This window comes from Streptomyces sp. NPDC048211, from assembly GCF_043202315.1.
Lineage (GTDB): Bacteria > Actinomycetota > Actinomycetes > Streptomycetales > Streptomycetaceae > Streptomyces.
In genome coordinates this window covers 79293-98924 of record NZ_JBIDAD010000008.1, presented here as the reverse complement: position 1 = coordinate 98924, position 19632 = coordinate 79293, and the positions used below count along the sequence as shown (strand labels likewise).

The following is a 19632-nucleotide window of genomic DNA, read 5'->3' as shown; positions in this document are numbered from 1 at the left end:
TGAGAGAGCGGCCGGCACCGCGCCGGCCGCTCCGAGAGTACGGCCGACTCCGTGCCGGCCGTTCCGGGAGCCCGGCCGCCCTGTGCCGGCCGTTCCGGCAGAGCGGCCGACTCCGTGCCGGCCGCTCTCGATTCCACGACCGCCCCGCCGTGCGCACGCCGCCCTGACCGCGCCCGCACGGTGGGGCTCTCTCCGGGGAGCTGACTTGCGCCGCTACTTCGCCCGCAAACTTCTGATCTACGCACTCACCTTCGTCGTCGCCGTCACCGTCAACTGGATGATCCCGCGCTTCATGCCCGGCGACCCCGTCGCCGCCATGGTGGCCAGGGCCCGGGTCTCGCAGCCCGAGGCCGTCGAGGCCATGCGCGCCTACTACAACAACCTCTTCGGCTTCGACGAGCCCGTCTGGCAGCAGTACCTGCACTTCTGGGGCGCCCTGCTGCAGGGCGACTTCGGGCTGTCCATCTGGGTCTTCCCCAAGCCCGTCGCCGACGTGCTGCTCGACGCGCTCCCGTACACGCTGGGGCTGATGATCCCGTCCGTCCTGCTCAGCTGGTTCGTCGGCAACTGGGCCGGGGCGCTGGCCGCCCGCCGCAAGGTGCTCGACAACACCGTGCTGCCGGCCGGGTACCTGCTGACCGCGATGCCGTACATGTGGATCGCCGTCATCCTCGCCTGGGCGCTCGGCTCCAAGGCCGGATGGTTCCCCCTCTCCGGCGGTTACAGCCTCGACATCCAGCCGAACTGGTCCACCGACTTCGCCCTCGACCTGCTCCAGCACTGGGTGCTGCCGTTCCTCTCGCTCTTCCTGGTCGCGCTCGGCGGCTGGGCGATCGGCATGCGCAACATGATCATTTACGAGCTGGAGTCCGACTACTCCTCGTACCTGTCGGCGCTCGGCGCACCGCAGCGGCTCATCCGCCGCTACGCCTTCCGCAACGCCGTCCTGCCCCAGATCACCGGACTCGCCCTGCAACTGGGCGTCCTGGTGGCCGGTGCCCTCGTCACCGAGATCGTCTTCGCCTATCCGGGGCTCGGCTCGCTGATCCTGGCCGCGATCCAGAACCAGGACTTCTTCCTGCTCCAGGGCGCGTTCCTGTTCATCGTCATCGGCGTACTGATCGCCAACTTCCTCATCGACATCGTGTACGTCGTCGTCGACCCCCGGACCCGTACCGGCATGGCAGGAGGCCAGTCATGAGTACCGTGCCCGAACCGGCCACCGACACCGGCCCCGTCCCCGGGGCCCCGGCGGGGCCCGCTGCCGCCGCGGCCGCGCCCGGCCGCGAGACGCTGCACTACGCGGTGCGCAACCCCAAACTCATCATCGGTTTCACCGTCGTCCTGCTGCTCCTGCTCGTCGGCGTCTTCGGCCCGCCGCTGCTCGACAACGCCGACCCCAACGAATACGTGGGCCCGCAGGCCGCGCCGCCCGACGGCACGTACTGGATGGGCACCACGACCTTCGGCCAGGACGTGTACGCCCAGTTCGTGCACGGGCTGCGCGCCACCTTCCTGGTCGGCGTCGTCGGCGGGGCCATCGCCGCCGTCATCGCCATGCTCGTCGGCTTCCTGGCCGGCTACCGCGGCGGAGCGGTCGACGAGATCCTCAACATGATCACCAACGTGGTCCTGGTGCTGCCCGCCCTCGCCGTGCTGCTGATCATCAACGCCTACCTCGGGGTCCGCTCGGTCGCCGTGCAGGGCCTGTTCATCGGGCTGACCTCCTGGCCCTGGGCGGCGCGAGCGATCCGCGCGCAGACGTTCTCGCTGCGCACCCGGGAGTTCGTGGACCTGGCCCGGCTCAGCGGCAGCGGCACCTGGCGGATCGTCTTCCGCGAGATCGCGCCCAACATGAGCTCGTACCTCTTCATGATGTTCATCCTGCTCTTCGGCGGATCCGTACTGATCGCCTCCTCGCTCGACTTCATCGGGCTCGGCCCCACCGAGGGCGTCTCGCTCGGGATGATGCTGCAGAGCGCCCAGCAGTGGAGCGCGCTCCAACTCGGCATGTGGTGGTGGTTCGTCCCACCGGGCGCCGGGATCACCGCGATCGTCGGTGCGCTGTACGTCGCCAACGTCGGCCTCGACGAGGTCTTCAACCCGAAGCTCCGGGAGGCCTGAGACATGACTTCCACCGTGACCGATCCCGGAGAGGCCCTGAGCACATGACCCTGACCGTGACCGACCTACGGGTCCACTACCGCACCCTGCGCGGCGAGGTCCGGGCCCTGGACGGCGTCAGCTTCGACCTGGCCGACGGGGAGATCCTGGGCCTGGCGGGCGAGTCCGGCTGCGGCAAGACGACGCTCGGCAAGTCGCTGATCCGCCTCGACGGCCGGATGCGGCACGCGGGCGGCACCATCACCCTCGACGGCGAAGACGTCCCGATCTCCGACGACCGGGCGATGAACGCCTTCCGCTTCCACCGGATATCGCTCGTGCCGCAGTACTCCATGAGCGCCCTCAACCCGACCCGCCGCATCGGGCGCATGATCCGCGAACTGCTCGCCTCGCGCGGCGTCAGCGTGGACACCGCCGAACTGCACCGCCGCCTCGATCTGGTGGGCCTGGACCACGACGTCCTGAACCGCTATCCGATCGAGCTCTCCGGCGGCATGAAGCAGCGCACCGTCATGGTGATCTCCACGCTCCTCGACCCGTCCGTCCTCATCGCGGACGAGGTCACCTCCGCCCTCGACGTCTCCACCCAGCGGGCCGTCGTCGGCGCGCTCACCGGGCTGCGCGACAAGGGCCTGGTCACCAGCATGATCTTCGTGACGCACGACCTCGGCCTCACCTCGCACATCGCCGACTCCATCATGGTGATGTACGCGGGCAAGCTCGCCGAGAAGGCGCCCACGAAGGTTCTGACGACCGCGCCCCGCCACCCGTACACCAAGCTCCTGCTCGGCTCGCTGCCCGAGGTCGGCGCCCGGTACGCCGACAAACCGCTGAAGGGCATCGCGGGCGCCCCGCCCTCCCTCCTGAACCCGCCGGCCGGCTGCCGCTTCCGCGACCGCTGCCCGCTCGCCGACGACCGGTGCGCCGAGGAGCCCCCGGTCGTGGAGATCGCCCCCCGCCACTCCGTCGCATGCTGGAAGGCCTGATGCTGACCCTCGACCATGTCACCAAGACCTACCGCGCCGGAGCGTTCGGCGGCGGTTCCGTCACGGCCGTCGACCGGGTGTCCTTCACCGCCGCACCCGGCGAGGTCGTCTCCCTCATCGGCGAGAGCGGCAGTGGGAAGTCCACCATCGGCCGGATGATCCTCGGCCTGACCGGCGTCAGCTCCGGCAGCCTCACCCTGGACGGACAGCAGGTCCGTCCAGGAAAGGACTTCTACCGCCGCGTCCAGGGCGTCTTCCAGGACCCCTTCTCCTGCTACAACCCGGTCTTCCGGGCCGACCGCGTCTTCGCCCTCGTCCGCCGCGCCTACCACCCGGGCGTCTCCGACAAGGAGTGGGCCGAACGCGTCGAGAAGGCCGTACGGGATGTGCGCCTGGACCCCGGCCAGGTGCTCGGCCGCTATCCGCACCAGCTCAGCGGCGGCCAGCTGCAACGCCTGCTCATCGCCCGCGCCCTCCTGCTCGACCTGAGCTTCCTGGTCGCCGACGAGATCACCAGCATGCTCGACGCCTCCACCCGCATCGACGTCCTCAACCTCCTGGCCGGCCTCAAGGAACGCGGCCTCGGCGTCCTCTACATCACCCACGACCTGGCCCTCGGCACCTACCTCGCCGAGAAGACCGTGGTGCTGCGCCGCGGCCGCGTCGTCGAACGCGGCGACACCCAGAGGGTGTTCGGCAACCCCCTCCACCCCTACACCCGCACCCTGCTGGCCGCCGTGCCCCGGCTCAACACCCCGTGGGACCCGCCGCAGCCGCTGGAGAGCTGCGCCTTCCACGAGGCGGGCTCCGCGGAAACCGACCTGTACGAGACCGAGCCGGACCACTTCGTCGCCTGCGCCCAGCTCCCCGACTGCGGAAGGACCTCCGCATGACCCTGCGCCACCTGCCCCTGCACGACGGCTGGACGCTCACCGCGGACGGCCCCGTGCCCCTGGGGCTCCCCACAGGGGGCGTCCCCGCCACCGTGCCGGGCTGTGTCCACACGGACCTGCTCGCGGCGGGGCTGATCGACGACCCGTACCTGGACGACCACGAGAACCGGCTCGGCTGGATCGGCCGCACCGACTGGACGTACCGGACCACGTTCGACTGGAAGCCCGACGGGCACGACCACGCCGACCTGTGCTTCGACGGACTCGACACCGTGGCCACCGTCCTGCTCAACGGCATCGAGGTGGGCCGCAGCGCCAACCAGCACCGCAGCCACCGCTTCCCCGTCCACGCGGTGCTGACCGAGGGCGCCAACACCCTCGACGTACGGTTCACCGCCCCGTACACCTACGCCGAGGAGCTGCGCGAGCGGCTGGGCGACCGGCCCGGCGCGTATGCGGAGCCGTACGCCTTCATCCGCAAGATGGCCTGCAACTTCGGCTGGGACTGGGGGCCGACGCTGGTCACCTCCGGCATCTGGCGGCCGGTCGCGCTGGAGACGTGGAGCGGTCCGCGGATCGCCTCCGTCACCCTGCTCCCCGACCTCGACGACGAAGGGGTGCCGCGCCTCACCGTCACCCTCGACGTCGACCGGTCGGGCCGGGAGGCCCTGGAAGCGGTCGTGGAGGTCGCGGGCGAGCGGCACGCGTTCACCGTCCTCGCCGGCGAGGACCGCGCCACCGCCGTCCTCTCCGTGCCGCGCGCGGGCCTCTGGTGGCCGATCGGCCACGGCGAGCAGCCCCTGTACGACGTCACCGTCCGCCTCGGCGGGCGGACCTGGCGGGGCAGGACCGGTTTCCGCGGCGTCACGCTGGAGCGCGAGGCGTTCCGCCTCGTCATCAACGGCGAACCCGTCTTCGTGCGCGGCGTCAACTGGATCCCCGAGGACTGCTTCCCGCACCGCCTCACCCGGCAGTGGATCTCCGACCGCCTCGACCAGGCGGTCGCCGCCGGGGTGAACCTGATCCGGGTCTGGGGCGGCGGCCTCTACGAGAGCGACGACTTCTACGCCCTGGCCGACGAGAAGGGCCTGCTGGTCTGGCAGGACTTCCCCTTCGCCTGCGCCGCCTACCCGGAGGAGCAGCCGCTGTGGGACGAGGTGGCGGCCGAGGCCCGGGAGAACGTCACCCGCCTCGCCCCGCACCCCTCCCTCGTCCTGTGGTGCGGCAACAACGAGAACCTGGAGGGCCACGCCGACTGGGACTGGCAGAAGGAACTGGGCGACCGCACCTGGGGCCACGGCTACTACCACCAACTGCTCCCCGGGATCGTCGCCGGAACCGACCCGACCCGCCCGTACTGGCCCGGCTCGCCCTACTCGGGCACCGAGGACATCCACCCGCAGGACCCGGCGCACGGCACCGTCCACATCTGGGACGTGTGGAACCGGGCCGACTACCGCGCCTACGCGGACCGGGTGCCGCGTTTCGTCGCCGAGTTCGGCTTCCAGGGCCCGCCCGCGTACGCCACCCTGCGCCGCGCCGTCAGCGGCCCGCTGACCCCCGGCGCCCCGCTCCTGGCCCACCACCAGAAGGCCGACGACGGCGACGCCAAGCTGCTCCGGGGCCTGGGCGACCACCTCCCGCAGCCCGGCGGGGACTTCGACGACTGGCACTGGCTCACCCAGCTCAACCAGGCCCGGGCCATGGCCTTCGGCATCCGCCACTTCCGCTCCCACACCCCGTACTGCATGGGGACGATCGTGTGGCAGCTCAACGACTGCTGGCCGGTGGTCTCCTGGTCGGCCGTCGACGGCGACGGCCGCCGCAAGCCCCTCTGGTACGCCCTGCGGGCCGTGTACGCGGACCGCCTGATCGCCGTACGCGACGGGGCCGTCCACCTCGTCAACGACGCCTCCACGCCCTGGGCCGGCACGCTGCGGCTGACCCGGCACGGCCTGGACGGCGCGGTGCTGGCCGAGGAGGAGGTGGTGGTGAGCACGGCCGCGCGCTCGGTCTCCCGGGTCCCGCTGCCGCCGTCCGTGGCCGAACCGGCCGACCGGACCCGTGAACTGCTGGTCGCGCGCGTCGGAGACACCCGGGCGGTGGAGTTCTACGAGGAGGACACCCGCCTCGCGCTGCCGCCGGCCCGGTACGACGTCACGGTGACGGAGAGCGGGGGCGAGGCGCCCGGCTACCGCGTCGAGGTGACGGCCCGCACCCTTCTGCGGGACCTCGCGCTCTTCCCCGACCGGCTGGACCCGGCGGCCGAGGTGGACGAGATGCTCGTCACGCTGCTGCCCGGGGAGAGCGCGGTGTTCATGATCACAGGAGCGGCCCTGGCGGACCCCGAGGCCCTGGGCACTCGTCCGGTGCTGCGCTGCGTCAACGACGCCGTCACCCGGTAGGGGTGGCGCGCCCCTGGCGATCCGTGGCGCGCCCCTGGCGAATCGGCTGTGTGGGTGCGGCGACTTTCCGTCAATTCGGATGCGAGGCCGCCGCGCCCGTCACCCGGCCCAGGCATGTGACTATGCCTCCCGGGTGTGCTGACGCACCCTCAAGCGATCAATAAAATAAGACAACATCGAGCCACTGTCCGTCCGGTCGGGGCGAGCCCCCGGATAGGGTCATGTGCCAACGCGGAGCCGCGCGCCAAGCCCGGATGGTGGAATGCAGACACGGCGAGCTTAAACCTCGCTGCCCCTCGGGGGCGTGCCGGTTCGAGTCCGGCTCCGGGCACCATCGCGCGTACGGGGACGGGGGTCGCCGGCGGGCTCGACACGACGCATTCGGCGGCATCCCGCCAGCCACCTCCGGGGGCCGTGACCTCCTCGGGAGCCCGGTGCCGAAGGGCCGGCCGGCGCACTCGAACGGGGGCACTTCGGCGGAGCCCCGGCCAGCCTCCCCTCGGCCCCCCGGCGGGTGGGGATGATCGGGACCTCCCTGTGTGCTGCCGTGTGCGCCACGCGCACGCGCCGACCACGTTGCCGCTGGAGGCCCCCGCATGTTCCGTCCGCTGCGTGCGGCGATGTCATCGGCACCGAGGCCGGCGGACGACGACGACATCACCGCCATCCGCACGCCCGCCACCCGCGACGTCGTCCTGGCGACCCTGGCGGCGACGGCCGTGGTGGTCGTCTTCGGACTGCTGACCGGGACCGCGGTGATCCTTCTGGGGCTGCTGGTGTTCCTGCCGGCGTTCGCCGCCGCCCTGTGCAGTCCGAGTCAGACGGCACTGGTCTCCGCCTGGGTGAGCCTCGTCGTCATCGCTCCGGTGGTCTTCCAGCCCGGGGAACCGGTCATCGACCGGGTGATCCTGACGGTGTTCGCCATCGGCTTCGGTGCGCTGGCCGTCTACGGGGCCCGGGTGCGCATCGTGCGTGAGGACGCCCTGGTGCGGCTGCGGTCGACCGCGGCGGCGATGCAGAGGCAGATCCTGCGGCCGTTGCCGGTGCTCACCGACGACGTCCTCGTGGACGGTGTCTACGAGCCGTTGCAGCAGGACAAGCTCGTCGGCGGCGACATCTACGACGTGGTGGCCACTCCCTGGGGCACCCGGGTCCTGATCGGCGATGTCCAGGGGAAGGGGCTGCCCGCCATCGGCATGGCCATCGACGTGGTGGGAGCCTTCCGCGAGGCCGCCCACCGCGAGCCGACGGTGACCGCCCTCGTCGACGCGCTGGAGGCGGCGGTCGTCCGGCACAACGACTACGCCGCACAGCGCGGCGAGCCCGAACGGTTCGTCACCGCGCTCGTCCTCGGGGTGGACGCCGGCACCGACACCCAGGTCGTCGGGTGCGGCCACATCCCGCCCTATCTGCTGCACGAAGGCGCCGTCTCGGCCGTCGGTGAGGGGGAGGAGCACGTGCCGCTGGGCCTGGCCGGCCTGGTCGACGAACCACGCACCGTGGCATGGTTCCCCTTCCCCGCCGGGGCGACGCTGCTGCTGTGCACCGACGGCCTGACCGAGGCCCGTTCGCCCGAGGGCGCGTTCTACCCGCTGGAGGCGCGTCTGGACGGCCGCGTCGACATCACCGCCGGCCGGCTGATCAGCTCACTCATCGACGATGTACGCGACTTCACCGCAGGCGTCCAGCAGGACGACCTGGCGGTCCTCGCGGTACGCCGTACCCCGCACCAGCCCTCGTAGGGGGCGGACCCCGCCGGAGCGCCGGCCGCTGCCCGGACCCACTGGGCCCACTGGCTTTCGCTCGTACGTCCGCAATGGGGCCCTGTATTTGGGCCCACGGGCCCGTGCCCGACCACCCGCACCTCTCGTAGCCTCCGAGCCCTCAGGTCATCGGGGAGGACGCGAACATGTCACGGACGAGGTGTCGGGGGACCATATCCTCGTGCGGCGCATGGGGCGACCGGGGCGGAACCGCCCTGGAGTACGTCGGCATGGTCATGGTGGCCGTCGCCATCGTGGGCGCCCTGCTGGTGACCGGCCTCGGCGGCCGGATCAGCGAGAGGTTCTCGTGCGCCGTCTCCTCCGTCATGGGCGGCGGGGGATGCGCCGGTGGGAGCGGGGACGAGGCGGGCGGCGACCCCAACGCCGAGTTCGAACCCCTCACCTGCGCCACGGTGACCAAGTCCGGCACCCAGGGCGGAAAGTTCGGGGTCTCGTTCGAGACGCTCGGTGTCGAGTTCGGCGGCGAGTTCGGGTTCGAGGAGACGACCTCCAAGGCCAGGACGGACGTCAACAAGGACGGCAAGATCGACGACAACGACGAGCAGGTCTCGCTGACCTTCACGGACGCCGGGTCGGTCAAGGGCACCGAGAAGCCCAAGGGCCGTATCAAGATCGGCGACGTGGGCAAGGACAAGGTGGAGATCGCCGCCGGACTCACCGTCACCACGGGCGACACCTGGGTCTTCGACAGCCAGGAGGAGGCGGACCAGTTCCGCAAGGACCTCCAGGAGTACAAGAAGCTCAGCCGGCTGAACAAGCTCTCCAACCTCAGCCCGATCGTCGGTGGTTCCACCGAGATCGCCAGCTGGTTCGGCAAGGGGCCGAAGGCCGAGGAGAGCCGCCTCAAGCAGAACATCGAGGACCGGCTCGGCAACAAGCACATCACCACGCAGAAGATCAGCCTCGAAGTCGCCGCCCAGGCCGGTTTCCAGTTCGGCGCGGGCATGAACGCCCCCGACACGACGAACCCGGACGGCACGACCACCCCCGCCCCGAAGCCCGGCGCCACCGCCGAGGCGGGCCTCAAGATCTCCGAGGCCCAGGAAGTCACGCTGACGCAGAACCACATCAACAACACCGACGCGTACACCTACCAGGCCAAGGCCACCGGCGGTGCGTACGCGAAGGGCGAGGCCGGTCCGGTCAAGGCGGGGGCGGAAGCCTCCGGTTCGGCGGCCGGCGCCATCACCGTCACCGTCGACAGCAAGACCGGCAAGGTGAAGAGCATCACGATGACGCGGACGCTGGAGGGCAAGGCGGAGGCCAACGCCGGCCTCAAGGGCGATGTGAACGGCAACGCGAAGGGCGGCGGTACGACCACCCAGGTCATCACCACCACCGTCCCCCTCGACGACAAGAACATGTCCCGGGCCGAGTCCGACGCCATCAAGGCCCAGTTGTTCTCCGGCCAGGGCATGAACAGCGCCTTCACCTACCTCTTCACCGGCACGCCGGTGCCGACCACGGACCCCGGGGCCGGCGACCCCTTCGGCCACTACGCGTTCAACCACGGCCAGGTCAGCAAGCAGGAGTACGACGGTTCCTCCTCGTCCGAGGAGATCGGCCTGGACATCAACCTGGAAGTCGCCGGCATCAACGGCGCCTACACCAGCTCCGAGTCGCAGAAGAGCCTGACGAAGGCGGAATTCCTGGGGGCTCCCTCCGGTGGCCAGCGGTCGTTCTTCCCGTACAGCTACTGTGCCAAGTGATCCACAGGTGCAAGGAGACGTGATCATGACCAAGCTTTCCGTCCGGCGGACGGTGCGGGCCGTCGCCGTCACCACCGCTGTACTCACCGCCGGTCTGATGCTCACCGCGTGCGGCGGCGACGAGGGCTCGGACAAGGCCGCGCCCGCCACGCCCAGCGACTGGAAGAAGCTCGCCGGACCGACGGTGTCGCTCGCCTACCCGGCCGGCCTCACCGAGCAGAGCGCGGCGGAGCGCGGCAAGCTCAACGACGCCGCGGCCCTGCGGAGCGAGGCCGGACGGCCCACGGTGAAGGTGTCGATCCAGAGCGGCTTCGCCGACGCCTCGACCGGGGACGACGCGGCCTCGGTCGGCCGGGCGCTCCTCATGGCGACCACCGAGGTGAAGAGCACGAAGGACGCCGGTATCCCGGGGGCGAGGGATGCCAAGCGCATCGACTTCACCTACACCGGCACGGGGGTGCCGCAGTCGCCCCCGAAGGGTGCGACGGTCGACGGCGTGGTCATCACGGGCGTCGACTCCGGCGGAAAGATCTACTCCGTCCGCATCGACGCCCAGGAGGGCAAGCTCAGCGACGCGGACCGGACGAAGATCGTCGACAGCATCCAGGTGAAGTAGCGCCCGCACTCCAGGTGACGCAGCGCCCGGACGCCGGGCGACGACGAAGAGGCAGTCGAATGTCCCGATATGACATGCACCGCGGGTACGCCCCCGCCCCCGCGCCCGGCCACGAACGGCCGCGGCTGCTGAACTTCATGCTTCCCTGGGCCGCGGGCATCGTCGTGATGCTGATGTCGCAGCTGGCCCTCGCCGTGCTCGTCTGGGACATCATCACGGGCGACGACGTCTCCACCATGGACTCACCGGTCCGCACCGTCCTGCTGCTCCACCTGCCCTCCGCGGCCTGCGTCGCACTCGGGGTCTGGGCCGCGGCGGCCGTGCACCAGGGGGCGTCGAGGGAGTCGCGGGTACGGCACTGTGTCGCGGCGTTCACCCCGGCCGTCGCCCTGCAGCTGGTGATCTTCTTCTCTCAGGGCGGCGACCTCACCGTGCTCACGTTCCTGGTGCAGCTGGTCGTCCTGGTGGCCGGCTGCGCGGTGGGCTTCCTCGTCGACAGACTGCGCAACGACTAGAGGGTGCTCCATGGACACGTCGCTCGTCATCACCGGTGTGGTCGCGCTGGTGGCGCTCAGATCTCTGGCGCGGACCCTCCGGCAACTGCGCGGGGCCCGCGCGGGCGTGTCCGCTCCGGCGCGCTGCGTCCGGGTGGACGAGCGCGACTCCGCGACGGGTTCGTCGGGCGACCGGCGGACCTGGTACGTCTTCGCGTTCACCGCGCAGGGCGGGGAATGGGTCGAGTTCCGCAACGGCGGCAACAGGCGATTCCACGAGGGGGCGCGGGTCACGGTCCGCTACGACCCCGCCGACCCGCACCGGACGGCCACCCTGGCGGGCAGCCCGCGCGCGGCCCTGACCGAGGGGGCCGTCTCCCTGCTGCTGATGGGGCTGGTGCTGCTGATGTTCCTCACCGACTTCCCGGAGAGCCTGTTCGGCTGACCCGCCGGACCGCCGATTGTCAGTGCCCTCTGCTGTGATGAGCGACGAAAGCGACGACGCACAGCGCGGAGGCGGAACAGTGGGCACGTGGGGCGCGGGCAACTTCGACAGCGACACGGCGGCGGATCATCTCGGGGAGCTGGCCGGCCGGTTGGTGGCCGAGGTGACGGAGGCTATGGCCGGTGACCCCGTGGAGCTCGAACCGGATGAGTACGGGGGCGTGACCGTCCCCTGCAACCTGGAACTGCTGCTCGTCCTGGACCGACAGGGCTGGGTCGGCGTCACCCTTCCGCCGGCCGAGCTGATCCGGACCTGGCAGAAGACGTTCCTGGCCGTGTGGGAGGCGACGATCGACGGCCTGGAGCCGGACCCCGCCCACAAGGAGGAGCGCAGAGCCGTGCTCAACGAGACCTTCGAGCGCCTGGCCGAGGCGTCGGCGGTGGCGGCGGGGGCCGTGGTGGCGGAGGCGGAGTAGGGCCTCAGGGCTGATGGAACCGGACCTCGGGACGGGTGGCCGTGGGCCCGTCGAGGACCGGCTGCGCGATGCCCCGCAGATGAAGGTCGAAGAAGGCGGCCACATAGTCACGGGTGAGGGACCAGCCGCGTTCCCCCGAGAGCGGCAGCGCGGGGTCCTCCAGCCCCAGTTGGCCGGCGATGTACGGCAGATCCGTGAAGGAGAAGTGCCCGGCGCCGGTCACCGTCAGCCAGCGCTTCCAGCCGCTCAGCCGCCTCCACGCCTCGGGCCAGTCGGTCTTCCCGCTGTCGGGGCTGTGCGTGGACTCGGTGCCGAGCATCATGAACGGGCGCCGGCCGAGCCCCGCGGCGGCGGGCTGCAGGAAGAAGTCGCCGTCCAGGTCGGCCCCCGCCCGCACCCGGTGATCGACGGCCATGGTCGCCGCGGCACTCGCGCCCCCGATCGAATGCCCGGCGATTCCGATCCGGCCCGGGTCGATCGCGAGGGACAGCGCCCCCGCCCGCCGGCCCTTCGTCAGCTCGTCGATCACGAAGGACAGGTCCTGGGCCCGGCCGCGCACGGCGGCTGCCCGCTCCTCGGCCGTGTCCACCTGCTCACAGGCGACACAGGGGAGCATGCGGCCCCCGGGGAAGACCGTGCCGACGGATTCGTACGCGTGGTCCACGGAGGCGACGACATAGCCGCGACTCGCGAGATCGTCGGTGAGCGACGTGAGCGTGGCACGCGGCATCGAGAACCCCGGAGACAGCAGCACCAACGGGAAACGCCCCGGCGCCGGGAGCGCGCCCGCCCGGGCATGCGTCCGTGTCCCCGCGACCGTTGCTGCGGGCACCACGCCGCCGAGCCCCTGGGCCTCCAGCAGAAGCTGCGCCTCGTCCTCGCTCATGTACGCCGCCGGGGACCCGCCCGTCCCGCGCGCCGGGTAGGCCAGTGACACCATCAGCTCCCGGTTCCCCGCAGCGGGCACCCACGGGTCGGTGCGGTGCCCGTCGACCAGGTGCAGGGTGCGACGGCCCACCGGGTACGGACCGGCGGGAAGCGGCAGGGAGGGCCCGCTCGTGTACGGAACCTGTGAGGGCGCCCGCACGCCGTGCGCGGAGGCGTGGGGAGCGGCCCCCACAAGGGGAACGGAAAGGGCGAGGGCGAGCAGCGTGGCGGCGGCGGCCCTGCGGGGTCTGGTCGTCATGCAGCCGACGCTAGGCCGCCCTCTGTCCCCAACACATCAACCTGCGTGGGTACTTGGGGTACCTCTCTGGTCTGACCCGCCGTGCCGGACGCGGATATCCCGTTGATCACGGAGCGCGTGACCGGCACGTTGGTGCCATGACGGGAACTGAACAGAAGAAGGACCTGCACGTGTACTTGCAGGACGCCCGTGACGCCTTTTTGTGGAAGCTGGACGGACTGCCGGAGTACGACATCCGGCGCCCCCTGACCCCCACCGGCACCAATCTGCTGGGCCTGGTCAAGCACGTCACCGGAGCCGAGGCGTTCTATTTCGGCGACGTCTTCGGACGCCCGGTCGACGCGCCGGAGCTCTGGATCGCCGGTGACGCCGAACCGAACGCGGATCTGTGGGCGACGGCGGACGAGTCCCGTGCGGACACGGTCGCGCACTACCGCCGCGTGTGGGCCCACTCCGACGCGACGATCGACGCGCTGGACCTCGACGCGACGGGCCTGCTCCCCGGGGGAGAGGGCAAGGAGCTGACGCTCCACCGGGTCCTCGTCCACATGGTCGCCGAGACCCAGCGCCACGCGGGGCACGCCGACGTCGTACGGGAGCTGATCGACGGGGCCACGGGCCAGCGGGAGAAGGGCCGCAACATGGCACCCGGTGACGCCGCGTGGTGGGCGGGTCACCGGGCCCGGGTGGAGCGCGCGGCGCGGGAGGCGGCCAAGGGCCGAGAGGGCCGGTGACCGGGAGCCGGGTGCCGGGCGGACATCCTGCCGGCGGCGGGCGGTGCTTCCCGGCCGGACGGGCTGCCGGCGGTCCGGAAAGATCCTCCCCTGGCACTAGGGAGATTGTTTTGCCTACCCATTACTCTTGTGGGAAGGCCACACTGGGTGGCCATGGAGGAGTGAGATGAGGAGCAGCAACCCGGTCTTCTCGCGACGGGGCTTCAGCCGCGACAACGGTTACGCCGGCTTCAACGCGTCACCGCAGGCCGGGGCCCCCGCAGCGGGTGCCAACCCGTACGCGCAGGGCACCGCCCCGAACCCGTACGCCACGAACCCCTACGCCCAGCAGGACACCCAGCAAGGCGCCCCGCAGGCGCCGGCGCGCTCCGGTGTGATGACGATCGACGACGTCGTCACCCGCACGGCACTGACGCTGGGCACGGTCGTGCTCGGCGCCGCGCTCGCCTGGGCCCTGCTGCCGGTCGACGAGGCCAACCTGGGCAAGTCCTACGGCATCGCGATCGGCGCCGCGATCGTCGCCTTCGTGCTGTCGCTCGTCCAGTCCTTCAAGCGCAAGCCCGTGCCCGCGCTGATCATCGCGTACGCGGCCTTCGAGGGCGTGTTCCTCGGGGTCATCTCCAGCGCGGTCAGCACGTACATCTCGCCGGGCGTCGTGATGCAGGCGGTGATGGGCACCATGTGTGTCTTCGCCGGTGTGCTGCTCGCGTACAAGATGCGCTGGATCCGTGTCACCCGCCGGTTCTACGGCTTCGTGATGGCCGCCGCCATGGGCTTCATGCTCCTGATGGTGGTCAACCTCCTGTTCGCCGCGTTCGGCGGCGGGGACGGCCTGGGCTTCCGCAGCGGCGGCCTCGGCATCCTCTTCGGTGTCATCGGCATCATCCTCGGCGCGTGCTTCCTGGCCCTGGACTTCAAGCAGGTCGAGGACGGCATCGCGTACGGCGCTCCGCGCGAGGAGTCCTGGCTGGCGGCCTTCGGCCTCACCATGACCCTGGTCTGGATCTACCTGGAGATGCTGCGCCTGCTCTCCATCCTCAGCGGCGACGACTAGTCACCACGGCGTCACCTGATCGCGGAAACGAAACGGCCCGCAGGCTCCGGAACGACGGAGCCTGCGGGCCGTTTCCCGTCGAGAGGGGACGCCCTGTGGCGGCGACGCCTCCGACGCGTGGTGCGCGTTGCCGGTCCTTCCCGGCACTGTGCCCGGCCATCGGCCCGTTGGTCACCGCCCAGGCGGGGCGCGTAGGGTCGCGGGGTGCTCGATACGACGCCTCTGATCATGGCCGTGGACCGATTCGCCGACCGGCTGCGCGCCGCCCCGCAGAGCAGGCTGCAGCGGGGTGCGGCGGCCGAAGGGCTGGCCGCGGCCAGGGAACTGGCGGTGCGGGCCCAGCGCTTCGAGGCGCCGGGGCGGGAGCCGCGGATCATGCCGGACGCCGGGCTCTTCGCCATCGGCGACCAACTCGCCGTCGCGGGGCGTGATCTGGCCGTGGCACTGGAAATGGCCCCGTCCGTGGAGCTGGACGAGGCCGTGCAGTTCGTCGAGGAGGCGGCCGCGCGGGCCTTTGCCTGAGCGGGGCGCGCGGGCGTTCGCCTGAGCGGTGCGTGCGGGAGCTCTCCCGGGCCGTGCGCGCGGGCGTTCGGCCGGGGTGGTGCGCGCCGGATGAGGGCGCGCCGTCCTGGGGCAGCGGCCGGCGAGAGCCGCTGTGCCGGGGGTGGTGCCGGAGACCGGTCCGCGGGCTAGAAGCTCGCGATGACGCGGTCGGCCAGTATGTAGACGTTGTCCTTGCCGCACGAGAACGTCAGCGCGTACGCGCCGGAGACGCCGGAACCGCCCAGGAGCACGGGGTGCTCACCGGCCCGCAGCGACGCGGCCAGCTGCTCGGCCGTCTCGCGGTGGCCGGGGGTCATACAGAGCGTGGTGCCGTCGGCGAAGACGTAGACGTCGAGCGTGCCGAGCGGGCCGGGGCGCACGTCGGAGAGCTCGGTCCGGCTGTCGGCCAGCTCCTCCAGGCGGTTCACCGTGCGCTCGTGATCGGTGACGGCGGGAGTCTGCACCGGCACGAAGTCCGGGTGGGAGGGGTGGCGGCGGCGGGCCGCGGCCAGCTCGGGGGAGTCCTCGGCGAACTCGGCGGTCTCCGGGAGCTCGGCCATGTCGGCCAGCTCCGTCAGCTCGGCCAGTTCGGTCAGTTCCTCGAACGCCTCGGTGGCGTCGAGGTCCATGGACTCCAGCCCGGCGAAGTCGCTCTGACGCGGCATGAAGAACGGGGCGTCCTCGCCCAGCCCGGCCAGACCGCCCAGCAGGGACGGGGCGTCGGCGGCGTCGCGTGCCTCCTGCGTGGCCCAGAAGGCGCGGGCCTCGGCGAGCTCGCGCTCCCGCTCCTCGGCCAGCGCCTCGGCGACCGCCGCGCGTATCTCGGCGGCGGGGGTGGCTTCGCCACGGCTCTGGGCGGGTACGGCCGCACTGTGGGCGCGGCCGTCGGCCAGCTCTCTCCGCAGGGCGGCTACCTGTCGACGCAGCCCGTGAGCGGCGTGCAGAGCGGCAGCGCCCACGGCCGTGGCGGCGGCGGTGGTCAGCAACAGGGCAAGAGGCATGGCGCTCACTGACATACTCCCGGTTTCAATCGATCCCCCGACTTCCTACATCAGCTTGTCCTGTACCGGCACCATGTGTCAGTGCATTACGTCACGAATTGGACAGGTCTTTGGGCCTGGGGTTTAACCCTGATGCGGGTGTGACCTGCGAGAACGACTCTCCCCCAGGAGATAGGTCACATCCTGGGGGAGATTCGGTCACGGTCGGGGCTCGGAACCGGCCACCGCGTCCGGCCGAAGGGCCCGGAGGGCCTTGTGGGCCCGGCGGGCGCCGATGGCCGGTGATCCGGCGGATCCGGAGCGTCACGAAAACGAGGGGGGTTGCGGGGGTGGGGCGGTGCACCGACCTGCCCCGGCCCGCCCCCGCAACGACTCGGCCCGCCCGCTCGGCTCAGCCGCCCGTGCCGCCCGTGCCCTTCGTGCCTTCGGCCGGGCTCAGCTCAGTCGCTCGATGACCATCGCCATGCCCTGGCCACCGCCCACGCACATGGTCTCCAGGCCGAACTGCTTGTCGTGGAACTGCAGGCTGTTGATCAGCGTGCCGGTGATCCGCGCGCCGGTCATGCCGAAGGGGTGGCCGACGGCGATGGCGCCACCGTTGACGTTGACCTTGTCCAGCGGCAGGCCCAGGTCGCGGTAGGACGGGATCACCTGGGCGGCGAACGCCTCGTTGATCTCGGCGAGGTCGATGTCGTCGATCGTCAGCCCGGCCCGCTTCAGCGCCTGCTTGCTCGCCTCGACCGGTCCGTAGCCCATGATCTCGGGGGAGAGGCCCGAGACGCCGGTGGAGACGATCCGCGCCAGCGGGGTCAGGCCCAGCTCGCGCGCCTTGGTGTCCGACATGATCACGAGCGCCGCGGCGCCGTCGTTGAGCGGGCAGCAGTTGGCCGCCGTGACCAGACCGTCGGGGCGGAAGACCGGCTTCAGGCCCTGCACGCCCTCCAGGGAGACGCCCGCACGCGGACCGTCGTCCTTGGAGACCACCGTGCCGTCCGGGGTCGTCACCGGAGTGATCTCCCGCTCCCAGAAGCCGTTCTTCAGGGCTTCCTCGGCGAGGTTCTGCGACCGGACGCCGAACTCGTCCATGTCCTGACGGGTGACGCCCTTGATCCGGGCCAGGTTCTCGGCCGTCTGCCCCATCGCGATGTACGCGTCCGGGACCAGGCCGTCCTCGCGCGGGTCGTGCCAGCTCGCGCCGGACTCCTCCGCGCGGGCGGCGGTGCGGGCCTCGGCGTCGGCGAAGACCGGGTTGTGCGTGTCCGGCAGGCTGTCGGAGTTGCCCTTCACGAAGCGGGACACCATCTCGACACCTGCGGAGATGAAGACGTCGCCCTCGCCGGCCTTGATGGCGTGCAGCGCCATGCGGCTCGTCTGCAGGGAGGACGAGCAGTAGCGCGTGACCGTACAGCCGGGAAGGTGGTCCATTCCCATCTGTACGGCGATGATGCGGCCCAGGTTGTTGCCCTGCTCGCCGCCGGGGAGGCCGCAGCCGAGCATCAGGTCGTCGATGTCCCTCGGGTCCAGCTCGGGGACCTTGGCCAGGGCGGTCTGGATGATCGTGGCGGTCAGGTCGTCCGCGCGCAGGTCCTTCAGCGAACCCTTGAAGGCCCGGCCGATGGGCGAACGGGCAGCAGAGACGATCACGGCTTCGGGCATCACGCGGCTCCATGAGGGCTGGAAGGCTGTCTGGCAGGACTGCTCTGGAAGTTACCCGGACGTACTGCTGAGGTCACCCGACGCGGCATGTGATGCGGGCCTCTTTTCTAAGCAACCGCTCAGTTCGTCGGTCTCCGAGGCCGCGGAGACCGCCTGCCGACCCGGACGTGCCGGAGGCCGCGGGACCGGTCGCAGGCCCGGACGTGCCGGGGCTCCTGGAGGTGCCGGGGCAGGCCGCCCTTCTGGAGGTGCCGGGGCAGGGCACCCGCACGTCTTCGCCGGATGTGCCGGGCCCGCGGGCCCGTCGCCGCCGTCAGACGTGCCGGGGTGAGCCCGTGTCGGTGCCGGGGCGCCGCTCCACCCGGGTGGAGCCGCCCGCCTCCCCGTGCATCTCCGGGTGCGGGTGCGGCTCCGTGGCCGCGGGCAGGCGCCGCCGCCTGCGGTGCTTGAGGAGTGCCCAGGGCGCCCGGGCCCCGGTGACCTCCGTACCGGCCTCCCTGGCCGCCTGGGAGGCCGCCTTGGCCACCGGCAGCATGTCCTCGCGGCGGGCGCCGTCCAGCCGGTCGGTCTCCGGCCACAGCCCCAGCACCGCGCACAAGGTCGGCAGGACGGCCATCGCCGCCGTCGCGTAGCCCTCCGCGGACGGGTGGTAGTTGTCCGGGCCGAACAGCTCCCGCGGGTTCGCCTCGAACTCGGGACCCAGCAGGTCGCCCAGCGACACCGTGCGCCCGCCCTGTTCCACCGAACCGATCGTCTGGGCCGCCGCCAGCTGCCGGCTCACCCGCCGGGCCAGCCACCGCAGCGGCTGGTAGACCGGCTCGATCGTGCCCAGGTCCGGGCAGGTGCCCACGACGACCTCGGCCCCCGCCGTACGCAGCCTGCGCACCGCCGTCGTCAGACAGCGCACCGACTGGGTGGCGGGCATCCGGTGCGTGACGTCATTGGCGCCGATCATGATCACGCAGACGTCCGGCACCCGGGCCGGGTCCGCGAGCAGCAGCGACACCTGCCGCTCCAGATCGTCCGACCGGGCGCCCGGCTGCGCGACGTTCCGCAGATCCACCGGCCGCTCCGACACCGCCGCCAGTCCCGAGGCGAGCAGCGCCCCCGGGGTCTGCCCGGCCCGGCGCACCCCCTGCCCGGCCGCCGTGGAATCCCCGAGCAGCCCGAACCGCAGCGGATCCGAAGGCCCGGCGAAGGCCACCCCGTACCGCCCGTCCGCACTCGGCGGCACCGGCGCGGTGCCGCCTCCCACCTGCCGCTTCGCCAGCTGGACCTCCGCCAGCAGGACGCCTACCGCCGCGGCGCCGAGCAGCCCGATGCTGCCACCGCCGTAAGCCGCGCCCGCCGCGATCCGCCGTGCCACCCTTGCCCTCGACACAGTCCGGTCCACCTCCTCCTCGCCGTACTGACCCACCGCCGTACACAGAGCTAACTGCCCCCAAGTGGCCGTTGTTCAATCGCTTCGCCCAATCTCATGCCCGTACGCATACTCTTGCGGCACCATCTCGGAGACCCCGGAGTACA

18 protein-coding genes and 1 tRNA gene are annotated in these 19632 nt (G+C 71.4%); 15 read left to right on the top strand and 4 right to left on the bottom strand.

The window, feature by feature from the left end:
• Positions 1 to 205: 205 nt before the first annotated feature.
• From ACGFZA_RS27275 to ACGFZA_RS27220, 12 genes are all read left to right on the top strand, one after another.
• Positions 206 to 1201: an ABC transporter permease gene (locus tag ACGFZA_RS27275; protein ID WP_385285363.1), complete on the top strand. Its 996-nt coding sequence runs from the start codon at positions 206 to 208 to the stop codon at positions 1199 to 1201.
• Positions 1198 to 2124, top strand: a complete 927-nt coding sequence (locus ACGFZA_RS27270) for an ABC transporter permease (protein WP_385285364.1) — start codon at positions 1198 to 1200, stop codon at positions 2122 to 2124. Before ACGFZA_RS27275 ends, ACGFZA_RS27270 begins: the two co-directional genes overlap by 4 nt.
• 44 nt (positions 2125 to 2168) lie before the next feature.
• A complete protein-coding gene (locus ACGFZA_RS27265) occupies positions 2169 to 3110 on the top strand; it encodes an ABC transporter ATP-binding protein (RefSeq protein ID WP_385285366.1) in 942 nt (313 codons plus the stop codon).
• Complete coding sequence (locus ACGFZA_RS27260; protein WP_385285368.1) at positions 3095 to 4003, top strand: ABC transporter ATP-binding protein; 909 nt, start codon at positions 3095 to 3097, stop codon at positions 4001 to 4003. The genes ACGFZA_RS27265 and ACGFZA_RS27260 overlap by 16 nt, the downstream gene beginning before the upstream one ends.
• Positions 4000 to 6408 carry a glycoside hydrolase family 2 protein gene (locus ACGFZA_RS27255; protein ID WP_385285370.1) on the top strand — a complete coding sequence of 803 codons (2409 nt, stop codon included), beginning with the start codon at positions 4000 to 4002 and terminating at the stop codon, positions 6406 to 6408. Before ACGFZA_RS27260 ends, ACGFZA_RS27255 begins: the two co-directional genes overlap by 4 nt.
• A gap of 248 nt (positions 6409 to 6656) precedes the next feature.
• Positions 6657 to 6742 (top strand) — tRNA-Leu (locus ACGFZA_RS27250).
• A 262-nt stretch (positions 6743 to 7004) separates the two neighbouring features.
• Positions 7005 to 8150 carry a PP2C family protein-serine/threonine phosphatase gene (locus tag ACGFZA_RS27245; RefSeq protein ID WP_385285372.1) on the top strand — a complete coding sequence of 382 codons (1146 nt, stop codon included), beginning with the start codon at positions 7005 to 7007 and terminating at the stop codon, positions 8148 to 8150.
• Between the two features lie 251 nt (positions 8151 to 8401).
• Positions 8402 to 9901 (top strand): hypothetical protein, encoded by a 1500-nt coding sequence (locus ACGFZA_RS27240; protein WP_393682493.1) that lies wholly within the window; start codon positions 8402 to 8404, stop codon positions 9899 to 9901.
• Between the two features lie 25 nt (positions 9902 to 9926).
• Positions 9927 to 10517: a hypothetical protein gene (locus ACGFZA_RS27235; RefSeq protein WP_393682491.1), complete on the top strand. Its 591-nt coding sequence runs from the start codon at positions 9927 to 9929 to the stop codon at positions 10515 to 10517.
• A gap of 59 nt (positions 10518 to 10576) precedes the next feature.
• Positions 10577 to 11032 (top strand): hypothetical protein, encoded by a 456-nt coding sequence (locus ACGFZA_RS27230; protein ID WP_385285378.1) that lies wholly within the window; start codon positions 10577 to 10579, stop codon positions 11030 to 11032.
• A 10-nt stretch (positions 11033 to 11042) separates the two neighbouring features.
• On the top strand, positions 11043 to 11456 hold the full coding sequence (locus ACGFZA_RS27225) for a DUF3592 domain-containing protein (protein ID WP_393682488.1): 414 nt from the start codon (positions 11043 to 11045) through the stop codon (positions 11454 to 11456).
• A 79-nt stretch (positions 11457 to 11535) separates the two neighbouring features.
• A complete protein-coding gene (locus ACGFZA_RS27220; RefSeq protein ID WP_385285403.1) occupies positions 11536 to 11931 on the top strand; it encodes a DUF4259 domain-containing protein in 396 nt (131 codons plus the stop codon).
• A 4-nt stretch (positions 11932 to 11935) separates the two neighbouring features.
• Here ACGFZA_RS27220 and ACGFZA_RS27215 read toward each other — a convergent pair whose 3' ends face one another.
• A complete protein-coding gene (locus ACGFZA_RS27215) occupies positions 11936 to 13117 on the bottom strand; it encodes an alpha/beta hydrolase family protein (protein ID WP_385285382.1) in 1182 nt (393 codons plus the stop codon).
• A 137-nt stretch (positions 13118 to 13254) separates the two neighbouring features.
• Between ACGFZA_RS27215 and ACGFZA_RS27210 the strand changes: the two genes are divergently transcribed.
• The 3 genes from ACGFZA_RS27210 to ACGFZA_RS27200 all read left to right on the top strand — a co-directional run bounded on the left by ACGFZA_RS27210 (position 13255) and on the right by ACGFZA_RS27200 (position 15427).
• The gene (locus tag ACGFZA_RS27210; protein WP_385285384.1) at positions 13255 to 13851 is read left to right on the top strand and encodes a DinB family protein; all 597 of its coding nucleotides are present in this window, start codon (positions 13255 to 13257) and stop codon (positions 13849 to 13851) included.
• A gap of 166 nt (positions 13852 to 14017) precedes the next feature.
• Positions 14018 to 14905, top strand: coding sequence for a Bax inhibitor-1/YccA family protein (locus ACGFZA_RS27205; protein ID WP_385285386.1), 888 nt, complete (start codon positions 14018 to 14020; stop codon positions 14903 to 14905).
• A 204-nt stretch (positions 14906 to 15109) separates the two neighbouring features.
• Positions 15110 to 15427, top strand: a complete 318-nt coding sequence (locus ACGFZA_RS27200; protein WP_385285388.1) for a hypothetical protein — start codon at positions 15110 to 15112, stop codon at positions 15425 to 15427.
• A 167-nt stretch (positions 15428 to 15594) separates the two neighbouring features.
• Here ACGFZA_RS27200 and ACGFZA_RS27195 read toward each other — a convergent pair whose 3' ends face one another.
• The 3 genes from ACGFZA_RS27195 to ACGFZA_RS27185 all read right to left on the bottom strand — a co-directional run bounded on the left by ACGFZA_RS27195 (position 15595) and on the right by ACGFZA_RS27185 (position 19471).
• On the bottom strand, positions 15595 to 16464 hold the full coding sequence (locus ACGFZA_RS27195; RefSeq protein WP_393682484.1) for a hypothetical protein: 870 nt from the start codon (positions 16462 to 16464) through the stop codon (positions 15595 to 15597).
• Positions 16465 to 16884: 420 nt separating this feature from the next.
• A complete protein-coding gene (locus ACGFZA_RS27190; RefSeq protein WP_385285392.1) occupies positions 16885 to 18105 on the bottom strand; it encodes an acetyl-CoA C-acetyltransferase in 1221 nt (406 codons plus the stop codon).
• 313 nt (positions 18106 to 18418) lie between these two features.
• Positions 18419 to 19471, bottom strand: coding sequence for an SGNH/GDSL hydrolase family protein (locus ACGFZA_RS27185; RefSeq protein ID WP_385285405.1), 1053 nt, complete (start codon positions 19469 to 19471; stop codon positions 18419 to 18421).
• Positions 19472 to 19632: the final 161 nt, after the last annotated feature.

What these genes read in the sequence shown, in the direction of transcription:
- ACGFZA_RS27270 (WP_385285364.1), top strand. Translation starts at nt 1,198, where the DNA reads ATGAGTACCGTGCCCGAACCGGCCACCGACACCGGCCCCGTCCCCGGG.
- ACGFZA_RS27265 (WP_385285366.1), top strand. Translation starts at nt 2,169, where the DNA reads ATGACCCTGACCGTGACCGACCTACGGGTCCACTACCGCACCCTGCGC.
- ACGFZA_RS27260 (WP_385285368.1), top strand. Translation starts at nt 3,095, where the DNA reads ATGCTGGAAGGCCTGATGCTGACCCTCGACCATGTCACCAAGACCTAC.
- ACGFZA_RS27255 (WP_385285370.1), top strand. Translation starts at nt 4,000, where the DNA reads ATGACCCTGCGCCACCTGCCCCTGCACGACGGCTGGACGCTCACCGCG.
- ACGFZA_RS27245 (WP_385285372.1), top strand. Translation starts at nt 7,005, where the DNA reads ATGTTCCGTCCGCTGCGTGCGGCGATGTCATCGGCACCGAGGCCGGCG.
- ACGFZA_RS27240 (WP_393682493.1), top strand. Translation starts at nt 8,402, where the DNA reads ATGGTCATGGTGGCCGTCGCCATCGTGGGCGCCCTGCTGGTGACCGGC.
- ACGFZA_RS27235 (WP_393682491.1), top strand. Translation starts at nt 9,927, where the DNA reads ATGACCAAGCTTTCCGTCCGGCGGACGGTGCGGGCCGTCGCCGTCACC.
- ACGFZA_RS27230 (WP_385285378.1), top strand. Translation starts at nt 10,577, where the DNA reads ATGTCCCGATATGACATGCACCGCGGGTACGCCCCCGCCCCCGCGCCC.
- ACGFZA_RS27225 (WP_393682488.1), top strand. Translation starts at nt 11,043, where the DNA reads ATGGACACGTCGCTCGTCATCACCGGTGTGGTCGCGCTGGTGGCGCTC.
- ACGFZA_RS27215 (WP_385285382.1), bottom strand. Translation starts at nt 13,117, where the DNA reads ATGACGACCAGACCCCGCAGGGCCGCCGCCGCCACGCTGCTCGCCCTC.
- ACGFZA_RS27210 (WP_385285384.1), top strand. Translation starts at nt 13,255, where the DNA reads ATGACGGGAACTGAACAGAAGAAGGACCTGCACGTGTACTTGCAGGAC.
- ACGFZA_RS27205 (WP_385285386.1), top strand. Translation starts at nt 14,018, where the DNA reads ATGAGGAGCAGCAACCCGGTCTTCTCGCGACGGGGCTTCAGCCGCGAC.
- ACGFZA_RS27195 (WP_393682484.1), bottom strand. Translation starts at nt 16,464, where the DNA reads ATGTCAGTGAGCGCCATGCCTCTTGCCCTGTTGCTGACCACCGCCGCC.
- ACGFZA_RS27190 (WP_385285392.1), bottom strand. Translation starts at nt 18,105, where the DNA reads ATGCCCGAAGCCGTGATCGTCTCTGCTGCCCGTTCGCCCATCGGCCGG.